Genomic DNA, 21,093 nt, shown 5'->3' with positions numbered 1-21,093 from the left:
ACGGCGGGCGCGCCGCCGGCGCGCCCGCCGTCGCCGTGTCCGGCGCTTCTACGCCGCTGGAGCGGGCAGTGGACGGGACCGGGCAGTATAGAGACCGTGAGTCTCATTGATGCGCTTCCGGCCGAACCCGAACCCGATTCCCTCTACGAGGCGTTCGCCGCCTGGACGCAGGAGCGGGGCCTCACCCTCTACCCGCACCAGGAGGAGGCCCTCATCGAGGTCGTCTCCGGGTCGAACGTCATCCTCAACACCCCCACCGGCTCCGGCAAGAGCCTGGTCGCCACCGGCGCGCTGTTCGCCGCGCTGGCCCGGGACGAGTGCGCGTTCTACACCGCGCCCATCAAGGCCCTGGTGTCGGAGAAGTTCTTCGACCTGTGCAAGATCTTCGGCACCGAGAACGTCGGCATGATGACCGGCGACGCCAGCGTCAACGCCGACGCCCCCATCGTGTGCTGCACCGCCGAGGTGCTCGCCCAGATCGCCCTGGCCGAGGGCGAGAACGCCGACATCAACACGGTCGTCATGGACGAGTTCCACTTCTACGCCGAACCCGACCGCGGGTGGGCCTGGCAGGTGCCGCTGCTGGAGATGCCGCAGGCGCAGTTCCTGCTGATGTCGGCGACCCTGGGCGACGTCACCCGGTTCGAGGAGGACCTGGAGAAGCGCACCGGGCGGTCCACCGCGGTGGTCACCTCCGCCGAGCGCCCGGTCCCCCTCTACTACGACTACCGGGTCACCCCACTGCACGAGACCCTGGAGGAGCTGCTCCAGGGCGGCGACGCCCCCGTCTACATCGTCCACTTCACCCAGGCGCAGGCGATCGAGCGGGCGCAGTCGCTCACCAGCATCAACATGTGCACCAAGGAGGAGAAGGCGGAGATCGCCGCGGAGATCGGCGACTTCCGCTTCACCACCCGGTTCGGCCGCAACCTGTCCCGGTACGTGCGCCACGGCATCGGCGTGCACCACGCCGGGATGCTGCCCAAGTACCGGCGGCTGGTCGAGCGGCTGGCCCAGCGCGGGCTGCTCAAGGTCATCTGCGGCACCGACACCCTGGGGGTGGGCGTCAACGTGCCCATCCGCACCGTGATGTTCACGGCGCTGAGCAAGTACGACGGGGTGCGGGTGCGCCGGCTGCGGGCCCGGGAGTTCCACCAGATCGCCGGGCGGGCGGGCCGCGCCGGGTTCGACACCGTCGGCAACGTGGTGGCGCTGGCCCCCGAGCACGTCATCGAGAACGAAAAAGCGCTGGCCAAGGCCGGGGAGGACCCCAAGAAGCGGCGCAAGGTGGTGCGCAAGAAGGCGCCCGAGGGCTTCGTGTCGTGGGACAAGGCCACGTTCGAGAAGCTCATCGAGGCCGACCCCGAGCCGCTGACCTCCCGGTTCCGGGTGAGCAACGCGATGCTGCTGAGCGTCATCGCCCGCCCCGGCAACTGCTTCACCGCCATGAAGCACCTGCTGACCGAGAACCACGACGACCGCAAGGCCCAGCGCAGGCACATCCACGAGGCCATCGCCATCTACCGGTCGCTGCTGGACGGCGGCATCGTGGAGGCCCTGCCCGAGCCCGACGAGCAGGGCCGCACCGCCCGGCTCACCGTGGACCTCCAGTCCGACTTCGCGCTCAACCAGCCGCTGTCCACGTTCGCGCTGGCGGCGCTGGAGCTGCTGGACCGCGAGTCGCCGTCCTACGCCCTGGACGTGCTGAGCGTGGTGGAGTCCACCCTGGACGACCCCCGGCAGATCCTGGGCGCCCAGCTCAACAAGGCGCGCGGCGAGGCCGTGCAGGAGATGAAGGCGGACGGCGTCGAGTACGAGGAGCGCATGGAGCTCCTGGAGGACGTCGACTACCCCAAGCCGCTGGAGGAGCTGCTCTCCCACGCCTACGAGACCTACCGGCGCGGCCACCCGTGGGTGGGCGACCACCCGCTGCGGCCCAAGAGCGTGGCCCGCGACATGTACGAGCGGGCGATGACCTTCGTCGAGTACGTGGGCCACTACGAGCTGGCGCGCTCGGAGGGCCTGGTGCTGCGGTACCTGGCGGGCGCCTACAAGGCCCTGGACCAGACGGTGCCCGACGACGCCAAGACCGAGGAGCTGCACGACATCATCGCGTGGCTGGGCGAGCTGGTCCGCCAGGTGGACTCCAGCCTGCTGGACGAGTGGGAGCAGCTGACCAACCCGCAGGAGGAGGTGCCGGACGAGCAGGTGGCCGAGGAGCGGGTGCGCCCGGTCACCGCCAACCCGCGCGCGTTCCGGGTGCTGGTCCGCAACGAGCTGTTCCGCCGGGTGGAGCTGGCCGCCCGCCACCGCTACCGGGACCTGGGCGCCCTGGAGGACGCGGGCGAGTGGGACGCCGAGGCCTGGCAGGAGGCGCTGGAGGAGTACTTCGCCGAGCACGACTTCATCGGCACCGGCCCCGACGCGCGCGGGCCCAAGATGCTCCTCATCGAGGAGGAGGAAGGCCTGTGGCGGGTGCGGCAGATCATCGCCGACCCGGCCGGGGACCACGACTGGGGCATCTCCGCCGAGGTGGACCTGGCGACCTCCGACGCCGAGGGGCGGGCCGTCGTCCACGTGGTGGACGTCAACCGGCTCTAGGCGGATCCGGGCGGGTCGGTCCGGCCGAGCAGGTGGGCGTTGACCTCGCGGACCCCGTCCGCGAGGTCGGCGCGCTCCACCACCGCGCGCCCGGCGGTGCGCAGCAGCTCGGCGCCCACGCAGTCGACGAACACCGCCGGCTCGCGCCAGGCGAACACCACCCGCGGGACCGGCGTGGTGAGGATCAGCGACGCGCACGGCAGCGGGCGCGAGGAGCGGGAGCTGCACGGCTCCAGCGACGAGTACAGGGTGGCCCCGGCCAGGCGGGGGTCGGCCGGGTCGACCTCGCGCAGGGCGACCTCCTCGGCGTGGTCGTGGGGGTCGTCGCGCCGCGAGTAGCCCTCGCCGAGCACCGTGCCGTCGGCGGCCACGATGACGCAGCCGACGGAGAACGCGGTGTCCGAGGGCGGGCACAGCCGGGACAGCTCGACGGTGCGGCGCAGCCAGTGGGCGTCCGCGGCGCCCTCGGCGGGCGCGGGTCCACCGGTGGGAGCGGGGCCGTCGGCGGGCGCGGGCACGGCGTTCACGCGGCACCGCCGTTCTCGCTGGTGGCACCGTTGCCGCCGTTGTCGAGGCGGTAGCGCAGCACCGCGACGTCACCGATCGCCCGCGCCTCCACCAGGCGCATCGGCGCGGCCGGGCCGAACGGGAAGGCGCCCGGGCGGACGAAGGTCGGGGCGTCGGCCTCGCCCACGAAGAACGGGGCGACGGCCAGCCGCAGCTCGTCGACCAGCCCGGCGGTGAGGAACAGGGTGTGGATGTGGCCGCCGCCCTCCACCAGCAGCCGCCGCACCCCGCGGGCGGCCAGGTCGGCCTGGATCGCCTTCGCCGTGGGCGGGTCCCCGGCGTCCACGACGTCGACCGGGGGCAGGTCGGCGGGGTGGCCCGCGAACCGCTTCCGGGCCCGTTCCACGCCCGCGCCGCCGGTGTAGACGACCGCCCCGGCGTCCCCCGTGGCGAAGAGCCGCGCCGCGGGGTCGAGGTCCCCGGTGCGGGAGACCACGGCCTTGAGCAGGTTCTCGGTCCGCCCCTGCGCCGCGCGGCGGGCGCGCAGCTCCCCGGAGCGGACCAGCAGCCGGGGGTCGTCGTTGCGCAGGGTGCCGGCGCCGACGAGGATCGCGTCGCACCGCGCGCGCAGCTCGTCGATCTCGGCGAAGTCGGCCTCGTTGGACAGGCGCAGCCGCTCGGGACCGGTGTCGTCGATGCGCCCGTCGACGGACATGGCGCAGCTGAGGATGGTGTGGGGACGGTCCATGGCCCCAGGCTAGTGGCCCGTGTGTGATCCGTGTGCGACCCGGACCGGCGAGGTGTGAACGGCGGCCGTCGCCATTCCCCACTGTCCGGAACTCGGTGCCATTCCGCTGACCGAAACCGATTGTCGCAGGCCGCGGGCGCGCTCTCGAATTTCTCTCCACATCGACAGGAATAGGGGACGCCGACCTATATTCGTGTCCGGTGGGGCTGCGGCGGCCCGCCGGGGCGCCGCCGCGGCGTGGCGCCACATGCGTCACTCCAGCCCCACCGGACCCCACCCGGAACCGGAAGATGCTTCGTGGCAAGGCTTTCCGCGCACCCGAGCCCAAGGGGCGATTCCTCGCATAATTGGACATCAGGCATATAAGTACAACTAACCCCAAGGTAGGCCTAACCTGCCTCGGAGGTCACGACAAGGGCGCACGCCCCGGTGATTTTTACGACCGGTCTCGCAGACTCGGTTAACAACCGAGCCAACGATGAATAGAATCCTCCTGTCGGCCACACTTCCCCACCTCAGACAAGAGGACGGCGATGTCGCGATTCACCTCCCCCGATTTCCTGAGGCAGGCGGGGACCCGGCAGGAGCACGCCAACCCCCCACCCGCCGTCGACCTGGCCCGGCCCAGCCTGGCCCGACTGCACTCCTTCCACCTCAAGGGCAAGGACCACTTCGAGGTGGACCGCGACCTCGCGCTCGCCGCCGAGCAGGTCGCCCCGGGCTTCCAGGACCTGGTCCTGGGCGAGCGGGCGTTCCTCCAGCGGGCGGCGGTGCACCTGGCCGCCGAGGTGGGGATCGACCAGTTCGTGCAGTTCGGAGCCGGACTGCCCGCCCCCGGCGACCCGCACGAGATCCTCCCGCGGGCCCGCGTCGTGTACGCCACCGACGACCTCATGGTGCTGGCCCACCACCGGGCCCTGGTCCGCGAGGACCGCACCGTCGCCGTCGCCGGGCGCCCGACCGGCCCGGCCGACCTGTTCGCCGACCCCGCCCTGCGCGGCCTCATCGACCTGGACCGGCCGGTGGGCGTCCTGATGGCGGGCGCCCTCTCGCACGTGGCCGACGTCGACACCCCGGCCGCGCACATGGCCGCCCTGCGCGCGCTGCTGCCCGCCGGCAGCCACGTGGTGGTCAGCCACTACCACCGCCCGGACCCGGCGGTCTTCCCCAAGGACGCCAACCGGGCCGAGCAGCTCCAGAACGTGTTCCGCCGCCACCTCAACTCCGGCTACTGGCGCACCCGCGAGGAGATCCTCGGCCTGCTCGACGGCTGGGAGATCCTCAGCCCGGGCCTGCTGGAGGTGCAGCGCTGGCGGACCCTGCCGGTGGCCCCGCCCGTCCCGGGCAGCTACCAGATGCCCCAGCGCAACCGCCGCCTGCTGTACGGCGCCGCCGCCCGCGTCTGAACCGCCGCCGGGCCGCACTCCGCCGCGGCCCGGCCACCGACACCCCCGCCGTCACGCCGACCGCACCGTGTCACGCCGTCCGACAACGCCGAAGGGCCCCTCTCCGTGCGGAGAGGGGCCCTTCGTGGTGGCTCCCGCGATTGGACTCGAACCAATAACCTGCCGGTTAACAGCCGGCTGCTCTGCCAATTGAGCTACGCGGGATCGCGTGTCGGGAACAGCCTAGCGCCCCCACCGAGAGGCGCGCGAACGGTTTTCCCCTGCTCCCGCGATTGGACTCGAACCAATAACCTGCCGGTTAACAGCCGGCTGCTCTGCCAATTGAGCTACGCGGGATCGCGTCCACCAGGGGCGCTGCGGCCCGTGGCGACACCAATAGACTAGCGCTCTTCCGGAGTACTCGTGACCGGTGTCGGCCCGTGTGGCCGCCACCACGACAAGGTAACGTGCGAGACACGGAACACCACGACCGTCTCCGAAGCCTGAAGAGGGTACCCATGCGCTACCGGATCACGTTCGTCGCCGGACTCGCCATCGGCTATGTGCTGGGCGCCAAGGCGGGCAGGGCCCGCTACGAACAGATCGTCCGCACCGCCCGCAAGGTGGCCGACAGCCCCGTCGTGCAGGAGATCGCCGGACTGGTCGGTGCCCAGGTGGGCAACGCGGGCCGCACCGTGTACGACAAGACCGTCGCCAGGATGCCGATCACCTCGGTCCGCGACTTCCTCGCCCGGCCCACCGACGAGGAGCTCGACCTCGTCGAATGGGAGACCGTCAACGGCGAACCCCCGCGGCGCAACGGCGTCAACGGGCACAACGGCTCCCCGGAGGACTAGGTGGGCCTGCTGGGCCGGGGCGTCCCGGCCGCCATGCGCTCCCGGCTGGGGCGGGGCGAGCGCGTGCTCGCGCACGCACCCGTCTCCGCCGGGGGCGAGGCGGTGCTCGCCGCCACCACCCGCGCCCTGCACCTGCCCGACGGCCGCACCGTGCCGTGGGAGGACATCGACCGGGCCCGCTGGTCCCGCGAGGTGTTCTCCTTCGTCGAGGAGGGCCGCGGCGAGCACACCGTCGCCCTGCGCGAGGCGGTGGACTACCGGTCGCTGGCCGAGGCGGTCGCCGAGCGGGTCACCGCCACCATCCTGGTGAACCGGTTCGTCCCCTTCCCCCGCCCCGACTCCGCCACGGGCTTTCGCCTGGTGGCCCGGCGCAGCCCCGGCTCGGCCGAGGCGGCCTGGCGCATCCACCTGGGCGAGGGCCTGGACGAGAAGGACCCCCGCCTGCCGGACGCGGTCTCCCGCGCCCTGGACCTCCTCCAGGACCAGATGGGGATCTAGGGCCACCGCCTCCTGCTCTTCCTCTCCCCGGCCTGCCGCTCGTCCAGGCCGCGGGCCAGGAGCTCGGCCAGGTGCAGCGGGCGGCGGCCGGCGCCCTGGAGGATCTGGGTGCGGCAGCTGTAGCCGTCGGCCAGGACGAGGGTGTCGGCGCCGGCCGCCCGCACCCGGGGCAGCAGCTCGCGTTCACCGATGGCCGCGGACACCTCGTAGTGGCCCTCGGTGAACCCGAAGTCCCCCGCCAGCCCGCAGCAGCCCGCGTCCAGCACCTCGCCGTCCACCCCGGCGCGGGCGATCAGCTCGCGGTCGGCGTCGAAGCCCAGCACCGCGTGCTGGTGGCAGTGCACCTGGGCCAGGGCGGCCGCCGGGATCCGCGGCGGGCGCCAGTCGGGGGCGTGCTCGGCCAGGAACCCGGCCAGGGTGTGCACCGCCGTGGCCACCCGCTCGCTCTCCTCCCCGGGCACCAGCTCCACCAGGTCGTGGCGCAGCGCCGCGGTGCAGCTGGGTTCGAGCCCCACGATCGGCAGCCCCTCCTCCACCAGCGCCCCCAGCGCCTCCAGGGAGTGGCGCATCACCGCGCGGGCCGTGTCGAGCTGGCCGGTGGACACCCAGGTCAGCCCGCAGCACACCGGCCCCTGCGGCAGCACCACGGTGAACCCGGCGTCCTCCAGCACCCGCACCGCCGCCGCCGGGATCCGCGGATCCATGTGCTCGCCGAAGGTGTCGGGCCACAGCACCACCCGCGGCCCGTCGGTGCGCGCCTCCCCGCGGGCGGCGCGGCGCCGGAACGCCCGGGTGAACGTGGTGCGCGCGAACCCCGGCAGCTCGCGTTCGGCCGCCACCCCCGCCAGCCGCTTGGCCAGCCGGGACACCCCCGGCAGCCGCAGCCCCCGGTTCACCTCGACCGGGGCCAGCGCCGCCAGCCGGGCCCACACCGGCAGCCAGCCCATCGAGTAGTGGGCGGCCGGCCGCACCCGCCCCCGGTAGTGGCGGTGCAGGAACTCCGCCTTGTAGGCGGCCATGTCCACGTTGACCGGGCAGTCGCTCAGGCAGCCCTTGCAGGACAGGCACAGGTCCAGGCTCTCGCGCACCTCCTCGGAGTCCCAGCCGTCGGTGACCACCTCCCCCGCCGCCATCTCGAACAGCAGGTGGGCCCGGCCCCGGGTGGAGTGCCGCTCCTCCCGGGTCACCTGGTAGCTGGGGCACATCACCCCGGGCCCGTCGTGCCTGCGGCACTTGCCCACCCCCGAGCAGCGGCGCAGCGCCCGCGCCGGGTCGCCGCGGTCGTCGAGGTAGGCCAGCGTCGCCTCGTCGAGCAGGGGCAGGGGGCGCACCGCCAGCCGGACGTCGGCGTCCACCGGGGCCGGGTCGACGATCACCCCCGGGTTCATCACCCCCGCCGGGTCGAAGAGCCGCTTGAACTGCGCGAAGGCCCGCAGCAGCCCCGGCGGGTACATGCGGGCGAGCAGGCCCGACCGGGCCCGGCCGTCGCCGTGCTCCCCCGACAGCGAGCCGCCGTGCGCCACGACCAGGTCGGCGGCCTCCTCCAGGAACCCCCGGTAGGCGGTGCGGCCCGCCTCCGTGGTGAGCTCGAAGTCGATGCGCACGTGCAGGCAGCCGTCCCCGAAGTGCCCGTAGACCACCCCGAACCGGCCGTGCCGCTCCATGAGGGCGTCGAAGTCGCGCAGGTACCCGCCCAGGTTCTCCGGCGGAACGGCGGCGTCCTCCCAGCCCGACCAGGCGTCCTCCCCGAACGGCGTGCGCTGGGTGAGCCCGGCGCCCTCCTCCCGGATCCGCCACAGGGCCTTCTGGTGGGCCGGGTCGGACACCACGAGGGAGTCGTCCGGGCGGGAGGCACCGGGCAGCGCGCCGAGCATGTCCCGGGCGGCCCGGGCGGCGCCGCGGGGGTCGTCCCCGGCGATCTCCACCAGCAGCCAGGCGCCGCCGTCGGGCAGGGCCACCCGGGTGGCGCCGGGCCGCCCGTCCAGGGCGTCGACCATCCGCAGGTTGATGCCCTCGACGGTGAGTGGGGCGTGCCCGAGCAGGTCGGGGACGGCGTCGGCGGCGGCCGGGGCGTCGGGGTAGCCCAGCACGGCCAGCGCCCGGGCCCGGGGCGCCTCCACCAGCCGGACGGTGGCGCGCAGCACGAAGACGCAGGTGCCCTCGGTGCCGACCAGGGCGGCGGCGACGTTGCGGCCCTTCTCCGGCAGCAGCCGGTCCAGGGAGTAGCCCGAGACGCGGCGGCGGAACTCGGGCATGGCGGTGCGCAGCTCGGCCCGGTGCTCCTCGGTGATGCGCTCCAGCCCCCGGTAGACCTCGCCCTCCCGGCCGGGGCGGCGGGCCAGCTCCGCGAACTCCTCGGCGCCGTGGCGGGAGCCGACGGTCATCCGGGTGCCGTCGGGCAGCAGCACCTCCAGGGAAACGACGTTGTCGGCGGTGGTGCCCCAGGCCACCGAGTGGGAGCCGCAGGCGTTGTTGCCGACCATGCCGCCGACGGTGCAGCGGCTGTGGGTGGAGGGGTCGGGGGCGAAGGTCAGGCCGTGTTCGGCGGTGGCCGCGCGCAGCGCGTCCAGGACCACCCCGGGCTGGACGGTGGCGGTGCGGGCGTCCGGGTCGATGTCCTCGATGGCGGTGAGGTGGCGGGAGGTGTCGATGACCACGCCGGGGCCGATGGCGTTGCCCGCGATGGAGGTGCCGCCGCCGCGCGGGGTGACGGGGACGCCGTGGGCGGCGCAGACCCGGACGGCCGCGACGCAGTCCTCGACGGTGGCGGGCAGGACCACCCCCAGCGGGACCACCCGGTAGTTGGAGGCGTCGGAGGTGTAGAGGGCGCGGGTGCCCGGGTCGAAGGCGACGGTGCCCTGGACGGCGCCCTCCAGGTCCCGGCGCAGGGCCTCGGTGGCTGAAGGGGTGTCGGGGTGTCGGTCGGGCTGCGGGGTCTGCTGCGGGTCGGCCATGGCGCCAGGGTGGCCCTCACACCAGGCGGGGCGCAACCGCGCCGCGCGGGTCGGCGGGGGCGGTGCGGCGCCGCGCGGGGACGCGGGGTGCGCCGCGGGTCAGCGCAGGGAGGCGTCCATGGCGCGCACGAGGTCGCCGGTCGGGTCCATGTCCAGGTTCCACACCATCAGGCCGCCCAGCCCGCGGCCCTGCACGTAGTCGCCCTTGACGGCGATGACGCCGGGGTCGTCGTAGGTCCACCACTGGTCGCCGACCAGCACCGAGAACGCGCCCGCCTCCTCGTCCAGGTACCGCTCCCCCTCCAGTTCCTCCAGGTCGGAGAAGGCCATGGTCGGGCCGTCGTAGGCGTCGTCGGCGGGGCGGGCCGGGCGGCCCAGCCCGTGGTCGACGCCGTCCACGTCCTGCCAGCCGCGGCCGAACGCGGGGATGCCCAGCACCAGTTTCTCCGGCGGCGCGCCCCGGTCGATGAACCGGGTCACCGCCGCGTCGGCGCTGTTGGCGTCGGGGTTGCTCGCGGGCGGGTAGAGGTTGGAGTGGTAGGCGGTGAACTCGTTCCAGGGGCCGGAGAAGTCGTAGCCCTGCACGGTGGCGAAGTCCAGGTGGTCGAAGATCGCCGGGTCGTAGGCGTCGGCCTGGTCGGGGGAGCCCGACAGCGACGCCGACAGGGTGTAGGTGCGGCCGGTCTCCTCCCCCAGGGCGTCGAGCTGGCGGCGGAACTCGGCGACCAGCAGGGTGAAGTTGGCCGCGTCCTGCGGGTCCTCCACGTTGTCCGGGTTTCCGGAGCCGCCCGGCCACTCCCAGTCCAGGTCGATGCCGTCGAAGATCCCGGCGGCCGCGCCCTCCCCGCCCTGGGGCTCGTCGTCGCGCACCGGCAGGTCCCCGCGCAGCCACAGGTCCACGCAGGAGGCCACGAACTCCCGGCGTGACTCCTCGGTGCGGGCGGCGACGGAGAAGTACCGCGACCAGTTCCAGCCACCCAGGGACAGGCTGGCCCGCAGGTCGGGGTGCTCGCGCTGGAGCAGGCGCAGCTGGTACAGGCTCCCGGCCAGCTCCTGCTCGTACTCGTCGGCCTCACCGTTGACGCTTTCTTCGGCGGAGTAGCGGCGCTGGTACAGCTCCCACGACTGGTCGTGGCCGCCGGGGACGTGGCACAGGCCGTCCTCGGAGACGTCGCCGAAGGCCCACATGAGGCGGTCCAGCCGCGCGGGGGCGCCGCTGTCGGCGAGGTTCTTGATGGTGAAGTCGCGGTTGGCGACGTTCCAGTCCGCGAAGTAGCCGATGCGCTGGGGCCGGTTGCCGTTGGCGATGACGAAGACCCCCGTGATCAGGAGCGCGGCCATCGCGACCGCGCCCAGGGCGAGCAGTCGCCGCCGCGGCTGGGCGGACCGGCGCCGGTGGCTCCCTGGCGGTGTGGCGTTCACCCTCCCGACCGTAGAGGAAGCCGGTCACGAAACCCGCTCGTTCGGCCCCCTCGGCCACATCAGGCCGCCGGGCCGCCACCGGGGAACCCTGTCACGGTCTCAAGCGTTCCTACAGGAAGTCCCGGAGTGTGCCCGCCCGCGAAGGGTGCCGGAGCTTGGCCAGGGTCTTGGCCTCGATCTGGCGGATGCGCTCGCGGGTCACCCCGAACTCGCGGCCGACCTCCTCCAGCGTGTGCGGGTGGCCGTCGGCCATGCCGAAGCGCAGGCGCAGGATGCGCTGCTCGCGCTCGGACAGCCCGCCCAAGATCTCGGTCAGGTGCTGCTGGAGCAGGGTGAACGCGGCGGCCTCCACCGGGACGACCGCGTCGGAGTCCTCGATGAAGTCCCCGAAGTCGGACTCCTCCTCTCCGATGGGCGCCTGGAGGGAGACGGGCTCGCGGGCGATCCGCTGGATCTCCAGGACCCGCCGGCCGCCGAATCCGGCGGCGTGGGAGATCTCCTCCACGTTGGGCTCGCGGCCCAGTTGCTGGTGCAGTTGGTGCTGCACCCGGACGAGTTTGTTGATGGTCTCGACCATGTGCACCGGAATGCGGATCGTGCGGGCCTGGTCGGCGATCGCGCGGGTGATCGCCTGGCGAATCCACCAGGTGGCGTAGGTGGAGAATTTGAAGCCTTTGGTGTAATCGAACTTCTCCACCGCGCGAATCAGCCCCAGGTTGCCCTCCTGGATGAGGTCGAGGAAAAGCAGACCCCGACCCATATAGCGTTTGGCGATCGACACGACCAGTCGGAGATTTGCCTCTATCAGTGCCCGCTTGGCCTTTTTGCCCTCTTCTATGAGCGCGTCGAGTTCCTCCCCGGTACGCACCCCTTCGACCGGTTCGCACCGTTGTGCGTACAGGCCGGCCTCGACCGCCTTGGCCAGGTCCACCTCCCTCTCGGCGGACAGCAGCGGGACCCGGCCGATCTCGCGCAGGTAGAGCCGTACCAGGTCCGACCCCGAGCGCCGTCCCGGGTCCGCCACGAGGGGCGTCTCCTCGGCGTCGGCCACCTCCACCCCGGCCCGGGCCAGCAGGGCGACCGCCTCGTCCAGGGAGTCGGGAGGCGCGTCCAGGCGTTCCAGTGCCGACGCGACCTCGCCGCGGCTGACCGTTCCCCGGCCCGCGTCGGGGAGCAGCCGCACCACCTGAGGAATGGGCGGAATTTCATTGGTCACAACCGTGGGAGCCACCCCACCATTGTGCACGTCCGTCCGCCGTCGACGGGAGGAGCATTATTGTCACCTTCGTGCTACATGCCCCCAGCGAGATCCTCTTGAAGGACACGTTTCTGCTGTTGGAGGGCCATGTACTCGGCCAACAACCGCTGCTGCTCTTCCATCTGATCAGGGGCACCCAGACGTGACAACTGGGACTTCAGGTTTGACTCGCGCCGGTTGATGGAATGAATTCTGACTGTGCCTAGAAAGTGTTGGACCGAACGCTCGTCAAGTTCTCCATACAACGAGAGCTCTTCCACCGCTAAGCGGGTCAGGAAATCGCGCTGCGCCTCCGTGGGCGCGGCCTCGCGCAGCCGCGCCACCCAGGACGCGGGGTCCCCTGCTGAGGCCACCCCGCCCTGCCCTGCAATGAGCGCCAGCATCGCCTTGTGCTGAGGGACCGTGAAGTCGTCAGCAGTGAAGGCATCAAACCCGGCGGCTAGGCCGGGGGACTGCACAGCGACCTTTAACGCTAGGCGCTCCCGTTGCAAAGACTGGTCGTTAAGGTCGTAGGGAGCGTCCTGGGCGTCGGGAGTCGGCACCGGACCCGCCCCGGCGGGGGCCACCTCAACACGGCCACCCCGGGCGGTGGCCCGACGGATGTGCTGGTTGACCCGGTTGAGCACGAAGGCCTCGTCCAGGATGCCCAACCAGCGATCCAGATTAATGCCATAAAGCTTGCGCACACCATGGTCGCGGATGCTTGCCACCACGGGAGCGGCTGCGTCCAGGGCGGCGATGCGCCCCTCGGGGCTGGACAGGTCGTACTCTTCGATGACCTTGCGGATCATGAACTCATACAACGGCAACGGGTGATTGACCAGGTCGGCCACCGCCTGGTCGCCGTGGTGCAGCCGCAGGTCGCAGGGGTCCAGGCCGTCGGGCTGGACCGCCACGTAGGTGTCCGAGACGAACCCGTGCTCCTCGGCGAAGGCCCGCACCGCGGCCTTCTGCCCGGCGGCGTCGCCGTCGAAGGTGAACACCACCTTGCCGCCCTGGTTGCTGCGGCCCAGCAGCATCCGGCGCAAAATCTTCAGATGGTCCTCACCGAACGCGGTGCCACAGGTGGCCACCGCGGTGGTCACCCCGGCCAGGTGGCAGGCCATCACGTCGGTGTAGCCCTCGACGATGACGGCCTGGCTCCGCGTGGAGATGTCCCGCTTGGCCAGGTCCAGCCCGTACAGCAGCCGACTCTTGTGAAAGATGGGGCTCTCGGGGGAGTTGAGGTACTTGGGCCCGTCCTCGGCGGGGTCCAGCTTGCGGGCGCCGAACCCGACCACCTCGCCGGTCACCTCCCGCACCGGCCACAGCAGCCGGTTGCGGAACCGGTCGTAGGCGCCCCGCCGCCCCTGGGCGGCCAGGCCCCCCTGGATCAGCTCGGCGTCGGTGAACCCCTTGCGGCGCAGGTAGGAGGTGAGGTTCTCCCACCCGGCGGGGGCGTACCCGAGCCCGAAGTGCTCGGCGTGCGCCCGGTTGAACCCGCGTTCGCTCAAAAAGCGCCGCGCCTCCACCGCCCCCGGCGACAGCAGCTGCTCGGAGTAGAACTCCCCCGCGGCCCGGTGCGCGTCCAGCAGCCGCTGCCGCTGCCCCTCGTCCCGCCGCGTCGAGCGCCCCCCGCTCTCCTCGTACCGCAGCGTCACCCCGATCTGCCGGGCCAGCGACTCGACCGCCTCCGCGAACGCCAGCCCCTCGATCTTCTGCACGAACGAGATCGCGTCCCCGCCCTCCCCGCAGCCGAAGCAGTACCAGAGGTTTTTGGAGGGGGTGACGTTGAAGGAGGGGGACTTCTCGTCGTGGAAGGGGCACAGGCCCTTCAGCGAGCCGCCGCCCGCGTTGCGGAGCTGGAGGTACTCGCCGATCACGTCAGCGATGGGGGTGCGCTCGCGCACCAGGGCGATGTCTTCGTCTTTGATCCGGCCTGCCACGGTTCCCAGGGTAGTTCTCGCCGGGGACGGTCCGGTCGGCGGTCCGCCCGCCGGGTTTCCCGTGGAAGCCACCCGGTGTCCACCTTGCGGACCGGTGGGGGACGTGCGCGGGGGGCAGGGTGGGATACCCCTCTTTTCGCCGCAGACCAGGAGGAACCACACGGTGAGCCCCATCCCCCTCACGTCCGGCCGGGGCGGACGCATCCTGCTCGGGGCGGCGAGCGCGGTCGTGGTGGCCCTGGTCGTCGCCATCGGCGCGGTGCTGGTCGACCGGTTCGCCGGCGGCGCCACCGTGGTCGAGGGCGTCGTCGGGTCCGAGAAGGTCGACTTCTTCCGCGACGAGGAGGTGGTCGCACGGCTGGCCGAGCTGGGCTACGAGGTCCGGGTGCGCCCGCGCGGCTCGCGGCTGATGGCCCAGGACACCGAGGGCGCCGACTTCGTCTCCCCCGGCTCGGACACCGCCGCCGACCACATCCGCCGCGTGCACGGTGTCTCCACCGAGCACCGGCTGTTCAGCACCCCGATGGTGGTGCTCACCTTCGAGCCGCTCGCCGAGGCGCTGCGCGAGGCCGGGGTCGCCCGCAGGGCCGAGGAGGACGGCACCTGGTCGTTCGACGTGGACGCCTACCTGGAGCTGACCGCCGAGCGCACCCGCTGGCGGGACCTGCCCGGCGACTCGGTGGGCTCGGACAACCGCAACGAGGTGCTGGTGCGCACCACCGACCCGCGCACCTCGAACTCGGCGGGCATGTACGCCGCGGTCCTGTCCTACCTGCTCAACGACGAGGAGGTGGTCCCGCCCGGCGGCCCGGACGCGGAGATCACCGAGCGCCTGTCCGGCCTGTTCCTGGCCCAGGGCCAGCCGCCGGAGTCCTCCCAGCAGCCCTTCGAGCAGTTCCGGGACCTGGGCCCGGGGCACACCCCGCTGCTGTGGGCCTACGAGGCGCAGTACGTGCACGCCATGGTGAACGGCCCGGCGCTGCCGCAGGACGCGGTGCTGATGTACCCCGAGCCGACCGTGTTCTCGGTGCACACCCTGGTGCCGCTGACGGAGGAGGGCGACCGGGTGGGCGCGCTGCTGGCCGACGACCCCGAGCTGCGGGCGCTGGCGACCCGGCACGGGTTCCGCGCCGAGGGCGGGGACGCGTTCGCGGACCTGGTGGCCGAGCACGGCCTGCCGGTGCGCACCCGGGTCGACGACGTGGTCAACACCCCCACCTACGAGGCCCTGGAGGCTCTGCTGAGCGGCATCGAGGACGCGTACGAGAACAGCGGCATGGGTCCGCCCGCGCCCGAGGAGCGGCGTCCGGCCGCGGGCCCGGCCCGGGAGGAGGGCGAATGAGGCGCGCGGTGGGTGCCGCCGCCCTGGCGGTGGCGGTGGCGGTGGCGGCCTCCGGCTGCACGCCGACCCTGTTGGGCGGCGGGGAGGCGACCCTGCGGATCCTGGCGGGCAGCGAGCTGGCCGACATGGAGCCCCTGCTGGAGGAGGCCGCGGAGCGGACCGGGGTGACGGTGGAGCTGGAGTACACCGGGACCCTGGACGGGCTGGCGCGGGTGGCCGCGGGCGAGGCCGGGGAGTTCGACGCGGTGTGGTTCGCCTCCAACCGGTACCTGCACCTGTACGACGGCGGCCGCGACCGGGTGCGGGAGGAGACGCCGATCATGCTCTCCCCCGTGGTGCTGGGGGTGCGCCAGTCGCGGGCCGACGCGCTGGGGTGGTCCGACGGGACCGAGGTGACCTGGTCCGACGTGAGCGACGCGGTGCGCGACGCCGAGTTCACGTACGGGATGACCAACCCGGGCGCCTCCAACTCGGGCTTCTCGGCGCTGATCGGGGTGGCGTCGGCGCTGGCCGACAGCGGCAGCGCGCTGACCGGCGAGGACGTGGACCGGGTGGGCCCGGAGCTGGCCGGGTTCTTCAAGGGCCAGGAGCTGACGGCGGGGTCGTCGGGGTGGCTGGCGCAGGCGTTCACCGAGCGGGCCGACGACGAGCGGCCGGTGGACGCGCTGATCAACTACGAGTCGGTGCTGCTGTCGCTCAACCGGGACGGCGCTGACCTGCGGCTGGTCTACCCGGCCGACGGGGTGATCACCGCCGACTACCCGCTGACCCTGCTGGCCGGTCCCGACGAGGAGGCCGAGCAGGGGTACGCGCGGCTGGTCCAGGACCTGCTGTCGCAGGACGCGCAGGCCGACATCGCGGAGCGGACGCTGCGCCGCCCGGTGGCGGCCGGGGCGGCCGGGGCGGCCGGCACGGACCTGCCGTCGCTGGTGGAGCTGCCCTTCCCCGCCCACCGCGAGGTGGTGGACGGGCTGGTCGCGGACTACTTCAGCGAGCTGCGCCGTCCGGCGCGCACGGTGTACGTGCTGGACGTGTCGGGGTCGATGAAGGGCGACCGGCTGGACGAGCTCAAGGAGTCGCTGGGCTCGCTGACCGGGGCGACCGGGGGTTCGCTGAGCCATCAGGTGCAGGCGTTCCAGGAGCGGGAGGAGATCACGCTGCTGCCGTTCTCCACCGAGCCGCACGAGCCGCGGACGTTCGTGGTGGAGCCCGGGCGGATCGACGAGTCGCTGCGGGAGGTGGCGGACGCGATCGGGGAGCTGGAGGCGCGGGGCGACACGGCGACCTATGACGCGGTGCTGGAGGCCTACGCACTCGTCGAGGACGCCCCCGAGGACGACCACCTGACGTCGATCGTGCTGATGACCGACGGCGAGGTCACCTGGGGCCGGGGGCCGGCCCCGTTCGCCCAGGAGCTGGGCGGGCTGTCGCCGCGGGCCGCGCGGGTGCCGGTGTTCACGGTGCTGTTCGGCGAGGCGGGCGAGGACGAGATGGCGGACCTGGTGGAGCTGACCGGGGGCCGGCTGTTCGACGCCCGCGAGCAGAGCCTGGAGGAGGTGTTCCGGGAGATCCGCGGTTACCAGTGACCGGTCGCGGAACCGGTGCTGGCGCGCGGTCGGAGGGTCGCGGCGGGAACGTCCTGCGGGGCGCCGTCGCGGCCCTCCACCCGTTCCAGCAGCAGCCGGGCGGCCCGCTCCCCCACGGCCCGGGGCGCGGTGTCGGCGGTGGTGAGGGCGGGGACGAGGTGGGCGGCCTCGGGGCGGTCGCCGATCCCGGCGACGTGGACGCGGCCCGGGACGGCCAGCCCCGCGTCGGCGAAGGCCCGCAGCAGGCCCAGGGCGAGGGTGTCGTCGGCGGCCAGGACGGCGGTGACGTCCTCCCCGGCCGCCCGGCGGGCGGTGAGCAGGCGCCCGGCGGCGCGGCCCGCGGCGGGCCCGGTGCCGCCGGGGACCGGAACGGGGACCGCGGCCCCGGCCAGGGCGGCCCGCCAGCCCGCCTCGCGTTCGGCGGCGCCGTGGGTGCCGGGGATCCCGGCGACGTGGTGCACGGTGCGGTGGCCCCGGCCGAGCAGGTGGCGGGTGAGGGCGCGGGCGGCGCCGCGGTGGTCGGGGGCCACCGCGGGCCCCAGGGGGGTGGCGGGGCCGTCGACGACGACGATGGGCGGCGGGTCGGCGAGGGCGCCCAGAACACCGAGCAGGGCGGGGGTGGGCGCGATGGCCAGGTACCCGTCGACGACCCGGTCCAGCAGCCGTTCGGCGGCGGCCGGGTCGTCGGGGGCGACCGCGGCGAGCAGGAGGGTGCGCCCGGCGGCGCGCACCTCACGCTCGATCCCGGCGACCAGCAGGTCGGTGTCGGGGCCGGGCACGAGGAGGGCGCCGATGAGGCCGCTGCGCCGGGTGACCAGGGCGCGGGCGGTGGCGTTGGGCCGGTAGCCCAGGCGCGTGATGGCGGCGCGGACGCGTTCGGCGGTCTCGGGGCGCACGCCGGGGTGCCCGTTGACCACGCGGGAGACGGTCTGGTGGGAGACGCCGGCCAGGCGGGCGACGTCGATCATGCCGGGGGTGCCGCTCCGTGCGGGCAAGGGGGGTGGCCCTCTCCGGTCGCCGCTGCGTCGGGGCGCCCGGCGCCGGGTGCGCCGCGGGGGCGCGCGGGGCGCGGGCGGCCGCGACCTGTTCGTGCCAGAGCAGTGTGCGCACCCCCCGGCCGACCCGTCAAGGGGGTTGCGCAGCGTCACCGCGAGCGGTCCGGGAGGGGTCCCGGGACAGGTCGCGCGGCGCGGTATCCGTGGCGTCCGTCGGACACGTCAGGAGGGTCCGGACCGCCGCCGGGACGGGCCCCGCGGCCGGTCGTGCGAGGCGGCGTCCGGCGCCCGGCGGCCGGCGGGCCGCCCGAGCACCCAGGCGCTCAGGCGGTGAGGCGCTCGTGCAGGGCGATGGCGGAGGTGTCGGTGAGGGAGGCCACCTGGTCGATGACGGCGCGCAGGGCGGCGGCCTCGTCCGGGGCGCCGGTGAACGCGTCGCGGAACTGGGGGTCCAGGGCCTGGGGCGCGTTCTTCCACAGGGCGTCGACGAGCTCGGTGATGAGCAGGCGCTCGCGGGCCTGGTAGGCCCGGGCCTCCTCGCGGCCCATGACGAAGTGGGCGGCCACGGCCTTGAGCACGGCGCACTCCAGCAGGGTGCGGCGGGGCACGATGAGGGTGGCGCCGTAGCGGGTGAGGCGGCCGGGGCCGTGGGCGGCCCGGGTGGCCTGCTCGGCGGCCCGGCAGAACCGGCCGATGAACTCGCTGGTGAGGTTCTTCAGGGCGGCCAGGGAGGCGAGGTCGCCGGTGAACTCGGCGGGCCAGACGGGTTCGGCGAGGAGGGCGTCGTACACCTCGGTGAGCTCGGTCAGTTCTGCGTCGCAGTAGCGGGCGGCCGCGATGTGCACGACCTCGTCGCGTTCGGCGGGGCTGTGCAGGGCGGCCATGGAGACCAGCCCGGCGTGCAGGGCGTCCTCGACGTCGTGGACGGAGTAGGCGACATCGTCGGACCAGTCCATCACCTGGGCCTCGAAGCAGGTGCGCCCGGCGGGGGCGCCCTCGCGCAGCCAGGCGAAGACCTCGGTGTCGTCGGGGTAGCAGTTGAACTTGTGGGTGTCGCCGCCCTCGCCGCGGCGCCAGGGGTACTTGACGGTGGCGTCGAGGGTGGCGCGGGTGAGGTTGAGCCCGGCGCTGGTGCCGTCGGGGTCGATGACCTTGCCCTCCAGGCGCACGAGCAGGCGCAGGCTCTGGGCGTTGCCCTCGAACCCGCCGCAGTCGGCGGCGGCCTCGTCCAGGGCGCGCTCCCCGTTGTGGCCGAAGGGCGGGTGGCCCAGGTCGTGGGACAGGCAGGCGGCCTCGACGAGGTCGGGGTCGCAGCCCAGGGAGTTGCCGAGTTCGCGGCCGATCTGGGCGCACTCCAGGGAGTGGGTGAGGCGGGTGCGCGGGAAGTCGCTCACCCCGGGCTTGACCACCTGGGTCTTGGCGGCCAGGCGGCGCAGCGCGGAGCTGTGCAGGACCCGCGCCCGGTCGCGTTCGAAGGGGCCCCGGGCGCGGTTCTTGCGGTTCTCCCGGGTGCGTCTCTCGGTGTCGTGGGCGGTGTAACCGGTGACGGCGCTTTCGGCGCCCGCGGTGGTGTGCATAGGTCTGCGAGCCTACTTCCCGACAGGGACGAAACGCGTCATCGACCCTGTTCAGGCCGCGTTGACGCGGATGTCGCTGCTGTCGTTGAAGATCCAGTAGTACCAGAGGGAGGCGGTCTCCCTGGTGATGTACCAGAGCTGGGTACGGCGTTCGATGACGGCGGGGCCGGAGCGGGAGGGCGAGGTCCCCGAGTCGATGCCGTGGTCGGAGGCCATCACCGCCGAGCGCAGGCTGTGCCAGGGGTCGGAGACCAGGGTGGCCTCGTCCCAGCCGTTGTCGGCGAAGACGGTGGAGACGGCCCGGATGCTCTGGAGGGTGTCGCTGCCCTCCTCCACGGCGATGACCCGGTCGGCGGGGATGCCGACCGCGACAAGCCAGTTGCGGCCCGCGGCGGCCTCGGTGTAGTTGTCGCCGGGCTGTTTGCCGCCGACGGTGACGATCATGGGGGCGACGCCGTCGAGGTACAGGACCTGGGCGTGGCGCAGGCGGGCCTCGAAGACGGGCGAGGGGACGCCGTTGTACTGGCTGGCGCCGAGCACGACGATGGCGTCGGTGGCGGCGCGGTCGTCCTGGCGGGCGGTGTACCAGACCCAGCCCCAGGTGGCGGGGGGCAGGGCCAGGACGGTGAGCAGGAGCGCGGTGATGATCCAGCGCAGGCGCAGGCGGCGCCGTTTGCGCGGGCGCGGTGCGGGTCGGGGCCGGCGTCCCCGGCGCGGGGGGTCGGCGGGCGGGGTCGGTCCGGAGCCGCGGACGGGCGGCGCGGTGTCCGGGCGGACGCCGCCGCGGCCGCCGGGGCGCTCGCGCACGAACCCCCGGGTGAAGGCCCGGGGCTCCTCGGGGTCGGCCGGACCGGGCGCCGCGGCCGCGTCGCCGCGGGTGAACTCGCGGGTGGTGGCCGCCCGGTCGGGAACGTCCGTACCGGCGGTGCCGGCGTCGAACGCGTCCGCGCCGCGGACGAACTCCCGGGTCGTGAACGGGTCGGGCAGCGCCTCGCGGGTGAACACGGCGGTGGCGTCGGCGTCGCCGAGGCCGGGGTCGCCGGTGTCGGTCGGTTCGGCCACCGGAACGGCGGGGCCCGCCGCGGAGGCGGGCAGGTCACCGCGGGACATGACCCGGGTGACGTCGTCATCGGGCGCGGCGGCGGTCGCGGGCGCGGGTTCCTCCCACGTCTCGTCGCCACGTCCGTCGTTCGCCGTTCGCACCGGCGCACCTCCGCACTCGCTCTTCGGGCCGGGGTCGATCACCCTTCTGGGACGGTCCGCGGGCACCGCCGGTTCTCGGCGGAAGGAGCCTTCTGACCGTCGGGGAAGGAGTGAAGGAGGGGTGAGGGGATCATCACCGGCGATCAAGAATGTATCACGAAAGGGTCACGGAATCTTTTCGTGACGGTATCCGTCTCGAAGAACAAGTTTAGAGGGTTGTGGCGAGATATGCGCG

15 protein-coding genes and 2 tRNA genes are annotated in these 21,093 nt (G+C 73.3%); 6 read left to right on the top strand and 11 right to left on the bottom strand.

Annotation, left to right across the window (positions count from 1 at the left end; all coding sequences use genetic code 11):
- Nucleotides 1–96: 96 nt before the first annotated feature.
- A complete protein-coding gene (locus ACJOT3_RS11320; RefSeq protein ID WP_406971677.1) occupies nt 97–2,601 on the top strand; it encodes a DEAD/DEAH box helicase in 2,505 nt (834 codons plus the stop codon).
- Here ACJOT3_RS11320 and ACJOT3_RS11315 read toward each other — a convergent pair.
- Nucleotides 2,598–3,119: a cytidine/deoxycytidylate deaminase family protein gene (locus ACJOT3_RS11315; RefSeq protein ID WP_406971714.1), complete on the bottom strand. Its 522-nt coding sequence runs from the start codon at nt 3,117–3,119 to the stop codon at nt 2,598–2,600. The genes ACJOT3_RS11320 and ACJOT3_RS11315 overlap by 4 nt on opposite strands.
- A 5-nt stretch (nt 3,120–3,124) precedes the next feature.
- Complete coding sequence (locus tag ACJOT3_RS11310) at nt 3,125–3,856, bottom strand: RibD family protein (RefSeq protein ID WP_406971676.1); 732 nt, start codon at nt 3,854–3,856, stop codon at nt 3,125–3,127.
- 533 nt (nt 3,857–4,389) lie between these two features.
- On the opposite strand from ACJOT3_RS11310, the gene ACJOT3_RS11305 reads away from it, so the two are divergent.
- On the top strand, nt 4,390–5,262 hold the full coding sequence (locus ACJOT3_RS11305; protein WP_406971674.1) for an SAM-dependent methyltransferase: 873 nt from the start codon (nt 4,390–4,392) through the stop codon (nt 5,260–5,262).
- 128 nt (nt 5,263–5,390) lie between these two features.
- Here ACJOT3_RS11305 and ACJOT3_RS11300 read toward each other — a convergent pair.
- Together ACJOT3_RS11300 and ACJOT3_RS11295 are read right to left on the bottom strand one after the other, a co-directional pair.
- Nucleotides 5,391–5,466: transfer RNA gene (locus ACJOT3_RS11300), tRNA-Asn, on the bottom strand.
- Between the two features lie 59 nt (nt 5,467–5,525).
- Nucleotides 5,526–5,598: transfer RNA gene (locus tag ACJOT3_RS11295), tRNA-Asn, on the bottom strand.
- Nucleotides 5,599–5,759: 161 nt separating this feature from the next.
- On the opposite strand from ACJOT3_RS11295, the gene ACJOT3_RS11290 reads away from it, so the two are divergent.
- Both ACJOT3_RS11290 and ACJOT3_RS11285 read left to right on the top strand, forming a co-directional pair.
- Nucleotides 5,760–6,098 carry a hypothetical protein gene (locus ACJOT3_RS11290; RefSeq protein ID WP_406971673.1) on the top strand — a complete coding sequence of 113 codons (339 nt, stop codon included), beginning with the start codon at nt 5,760–5,762 and terminating at the stop codon, nt 6,096–6,098.
- Nucleotides 6,099–6,596: a hypothetical protein gene (locus ACJOT3_RS11285; RefSeq protein WP_406971671.1), complete on the top strand. Its 498-nt coding sequence runs from the start codon at nt 6,099–6,101 to the stop codon at nt 6,594–6,596.
- Here the strand turns inward: ACJOT3_RS11285 and ACJOT3_RS11280 are convergent.
- The 4 genes from ACJOT3_RS11280 to dnaG form a co-directional block, all read right to left on the bottom strand.
- Nucleotides 6,593–9,550 (bottom strand): FAD-binding and (Fe-S)-binding domain-containing protein, encoded by a 2,958-nt coding sequence (locus ACJOT3_RS11280; RefSeq protein ID WP_406971669.1) that lies wholly within the window; start codon nt 9,548–9,550, stop codon nt 6,593–6,595. The genes ACJOT3_RS11285 and ACJOT3_RS11280 overlap by 4 nt on opposite strands.
- 99 nt (nt 9,551–9,649) lie before the next feature.
- The gene (locus ACJOT3_RS11275) at nt 9,650–10,972 is read right to left on the bottom strand and encodes a glycoside hydrolase family 18 protein (RefSeq protein ID WP_406971667.1); all 1,323 of its coding nucleotides are present in this window, start codon (nt 10,970–10,972) and stop codon (nt 9,650–9,652) included.
- Between the two features lie 109 nt (nt 10,973–11,081).
- Nucleotides 11,082–12,158: an RNA polymerase sigma factor RpoD gene (rpoD, locus tag ACJOT3_RS11270; protein ID WP_406971713.1), complete on the bottom strand. Its 1,077-nt coding sequence runs from the start codon at nt 12,156–12,158 to the stop codon at nt 11,082–11,084.
- 104 nt (nt 12,159–12,262) lie between these two features.
- A complete protein-coding gene (gene dnaG, locus ACJOT3_RS11265) occupies nt 12,263–14,155 on the bottom strand; it encodes a DNA primase (RefSeq protein ID WP_406971665.1) in 1,893 nt (630 codons plus the stop codon).
- Nucleotides 14,156–14,318: 163 nt separating this feature from the next.
- Here dnaG and ACJOT3_RS11260 point away from each other — a divergent pair, with 163 nt between their 5' ends.
- Both ACJOT3_RS11260 and ACJOT3_RS11255 read left to right on the top strand, forming a co-directional pair.
- The gene (locus ACJOT3_RS11260) at nt 14,319–15,497 is read left to right on the top strand and encodes a hypothetical protein (protein ID WP_406971663.1); all 1,179 of its coding nucleotides are present in this window, start codon (nt 14,319–14,321) and stop codon (nt 15,495–15,497) included.
- A complete protein-coding gene (locus ACJOT3_RS11255) occupies nt 15,494–17,083 on the top strand; it encodes a substrate-binding domain-containing protein (RefSeq protein ID WP_406971661.1) in 1,590 nt (529 codons plus the stop codon). Before ACJOT3_RS11260 ends, ACJOT3_RS11255 begins: the two co-directional genes overlap by 4 nt.
- On the opposite strand, the gene ACJOT3_RS11250 is transcribed toward ACJOT3_RS11255, so the two are convergent.
- The 3 genes from ACJOT3_RS11250 to ACJOT3_RS11240 form a co-directional block, all read right to left on the bottom strand.
- Nucleotides 17,074–18,078, bottom strand: coding sequence for a LacI family DNA-binding transcriptional regulator (locus tag ACJOT3_RS11250; protein WP_406971659.1), 1,005 nt, complete (start codon nt 18,076–18,078; stop codon nt 17,074–17,076). The two genes, ACJOT3_RS11255 and ACJOT3_RS11250, sit on opposite strands and share 10 nt — an antisense overlap.
- Before the next feature lie 323 nt (nt 18,079–18,401).
- Nucleotides 18,402–19,655 (bottom strand): deoxyguanosinetriphosphate triphosphohydrolase, encoded by a 1,254-nt coding sequence (locus ACJOT3_RS11245; protein ID WP_406971657.1) that lies wholly within the window; start codon nt 19,653–19,655, stop codon nt 18,402–18,404.
- Nucleotides 19,656–19,706: 51 nt separating this feature from the next.
- The gene (locus tag ACJOT3_RS11240; protein ID WP_406971655.1) at nt 19,707–20,858 is read right to left on the bottom strand and encodes a YdcF family protein; all 1,152 of its coding nucleotides are present in this window, start codon (nt 20,856–20,858) and stop codon (nt 19,707–19,709) included.
- Nucleotides 20,859–21,093 lie beyond the last annotated feature (235 nt).

The sequence above is a fragment of the Nocardiopsis protaetiae genome (assembly GCF_045446735.1).
GTDB lineage: Bacteria > Actinomycetota > Actinomycetes > Streptosporangiales > Streptosporangiaceae > Nocardiopsis > Nocardiopsis protaetiae.
This window is presented reverse-complemented; position numbering and strand designations above follow the sequence as displayed.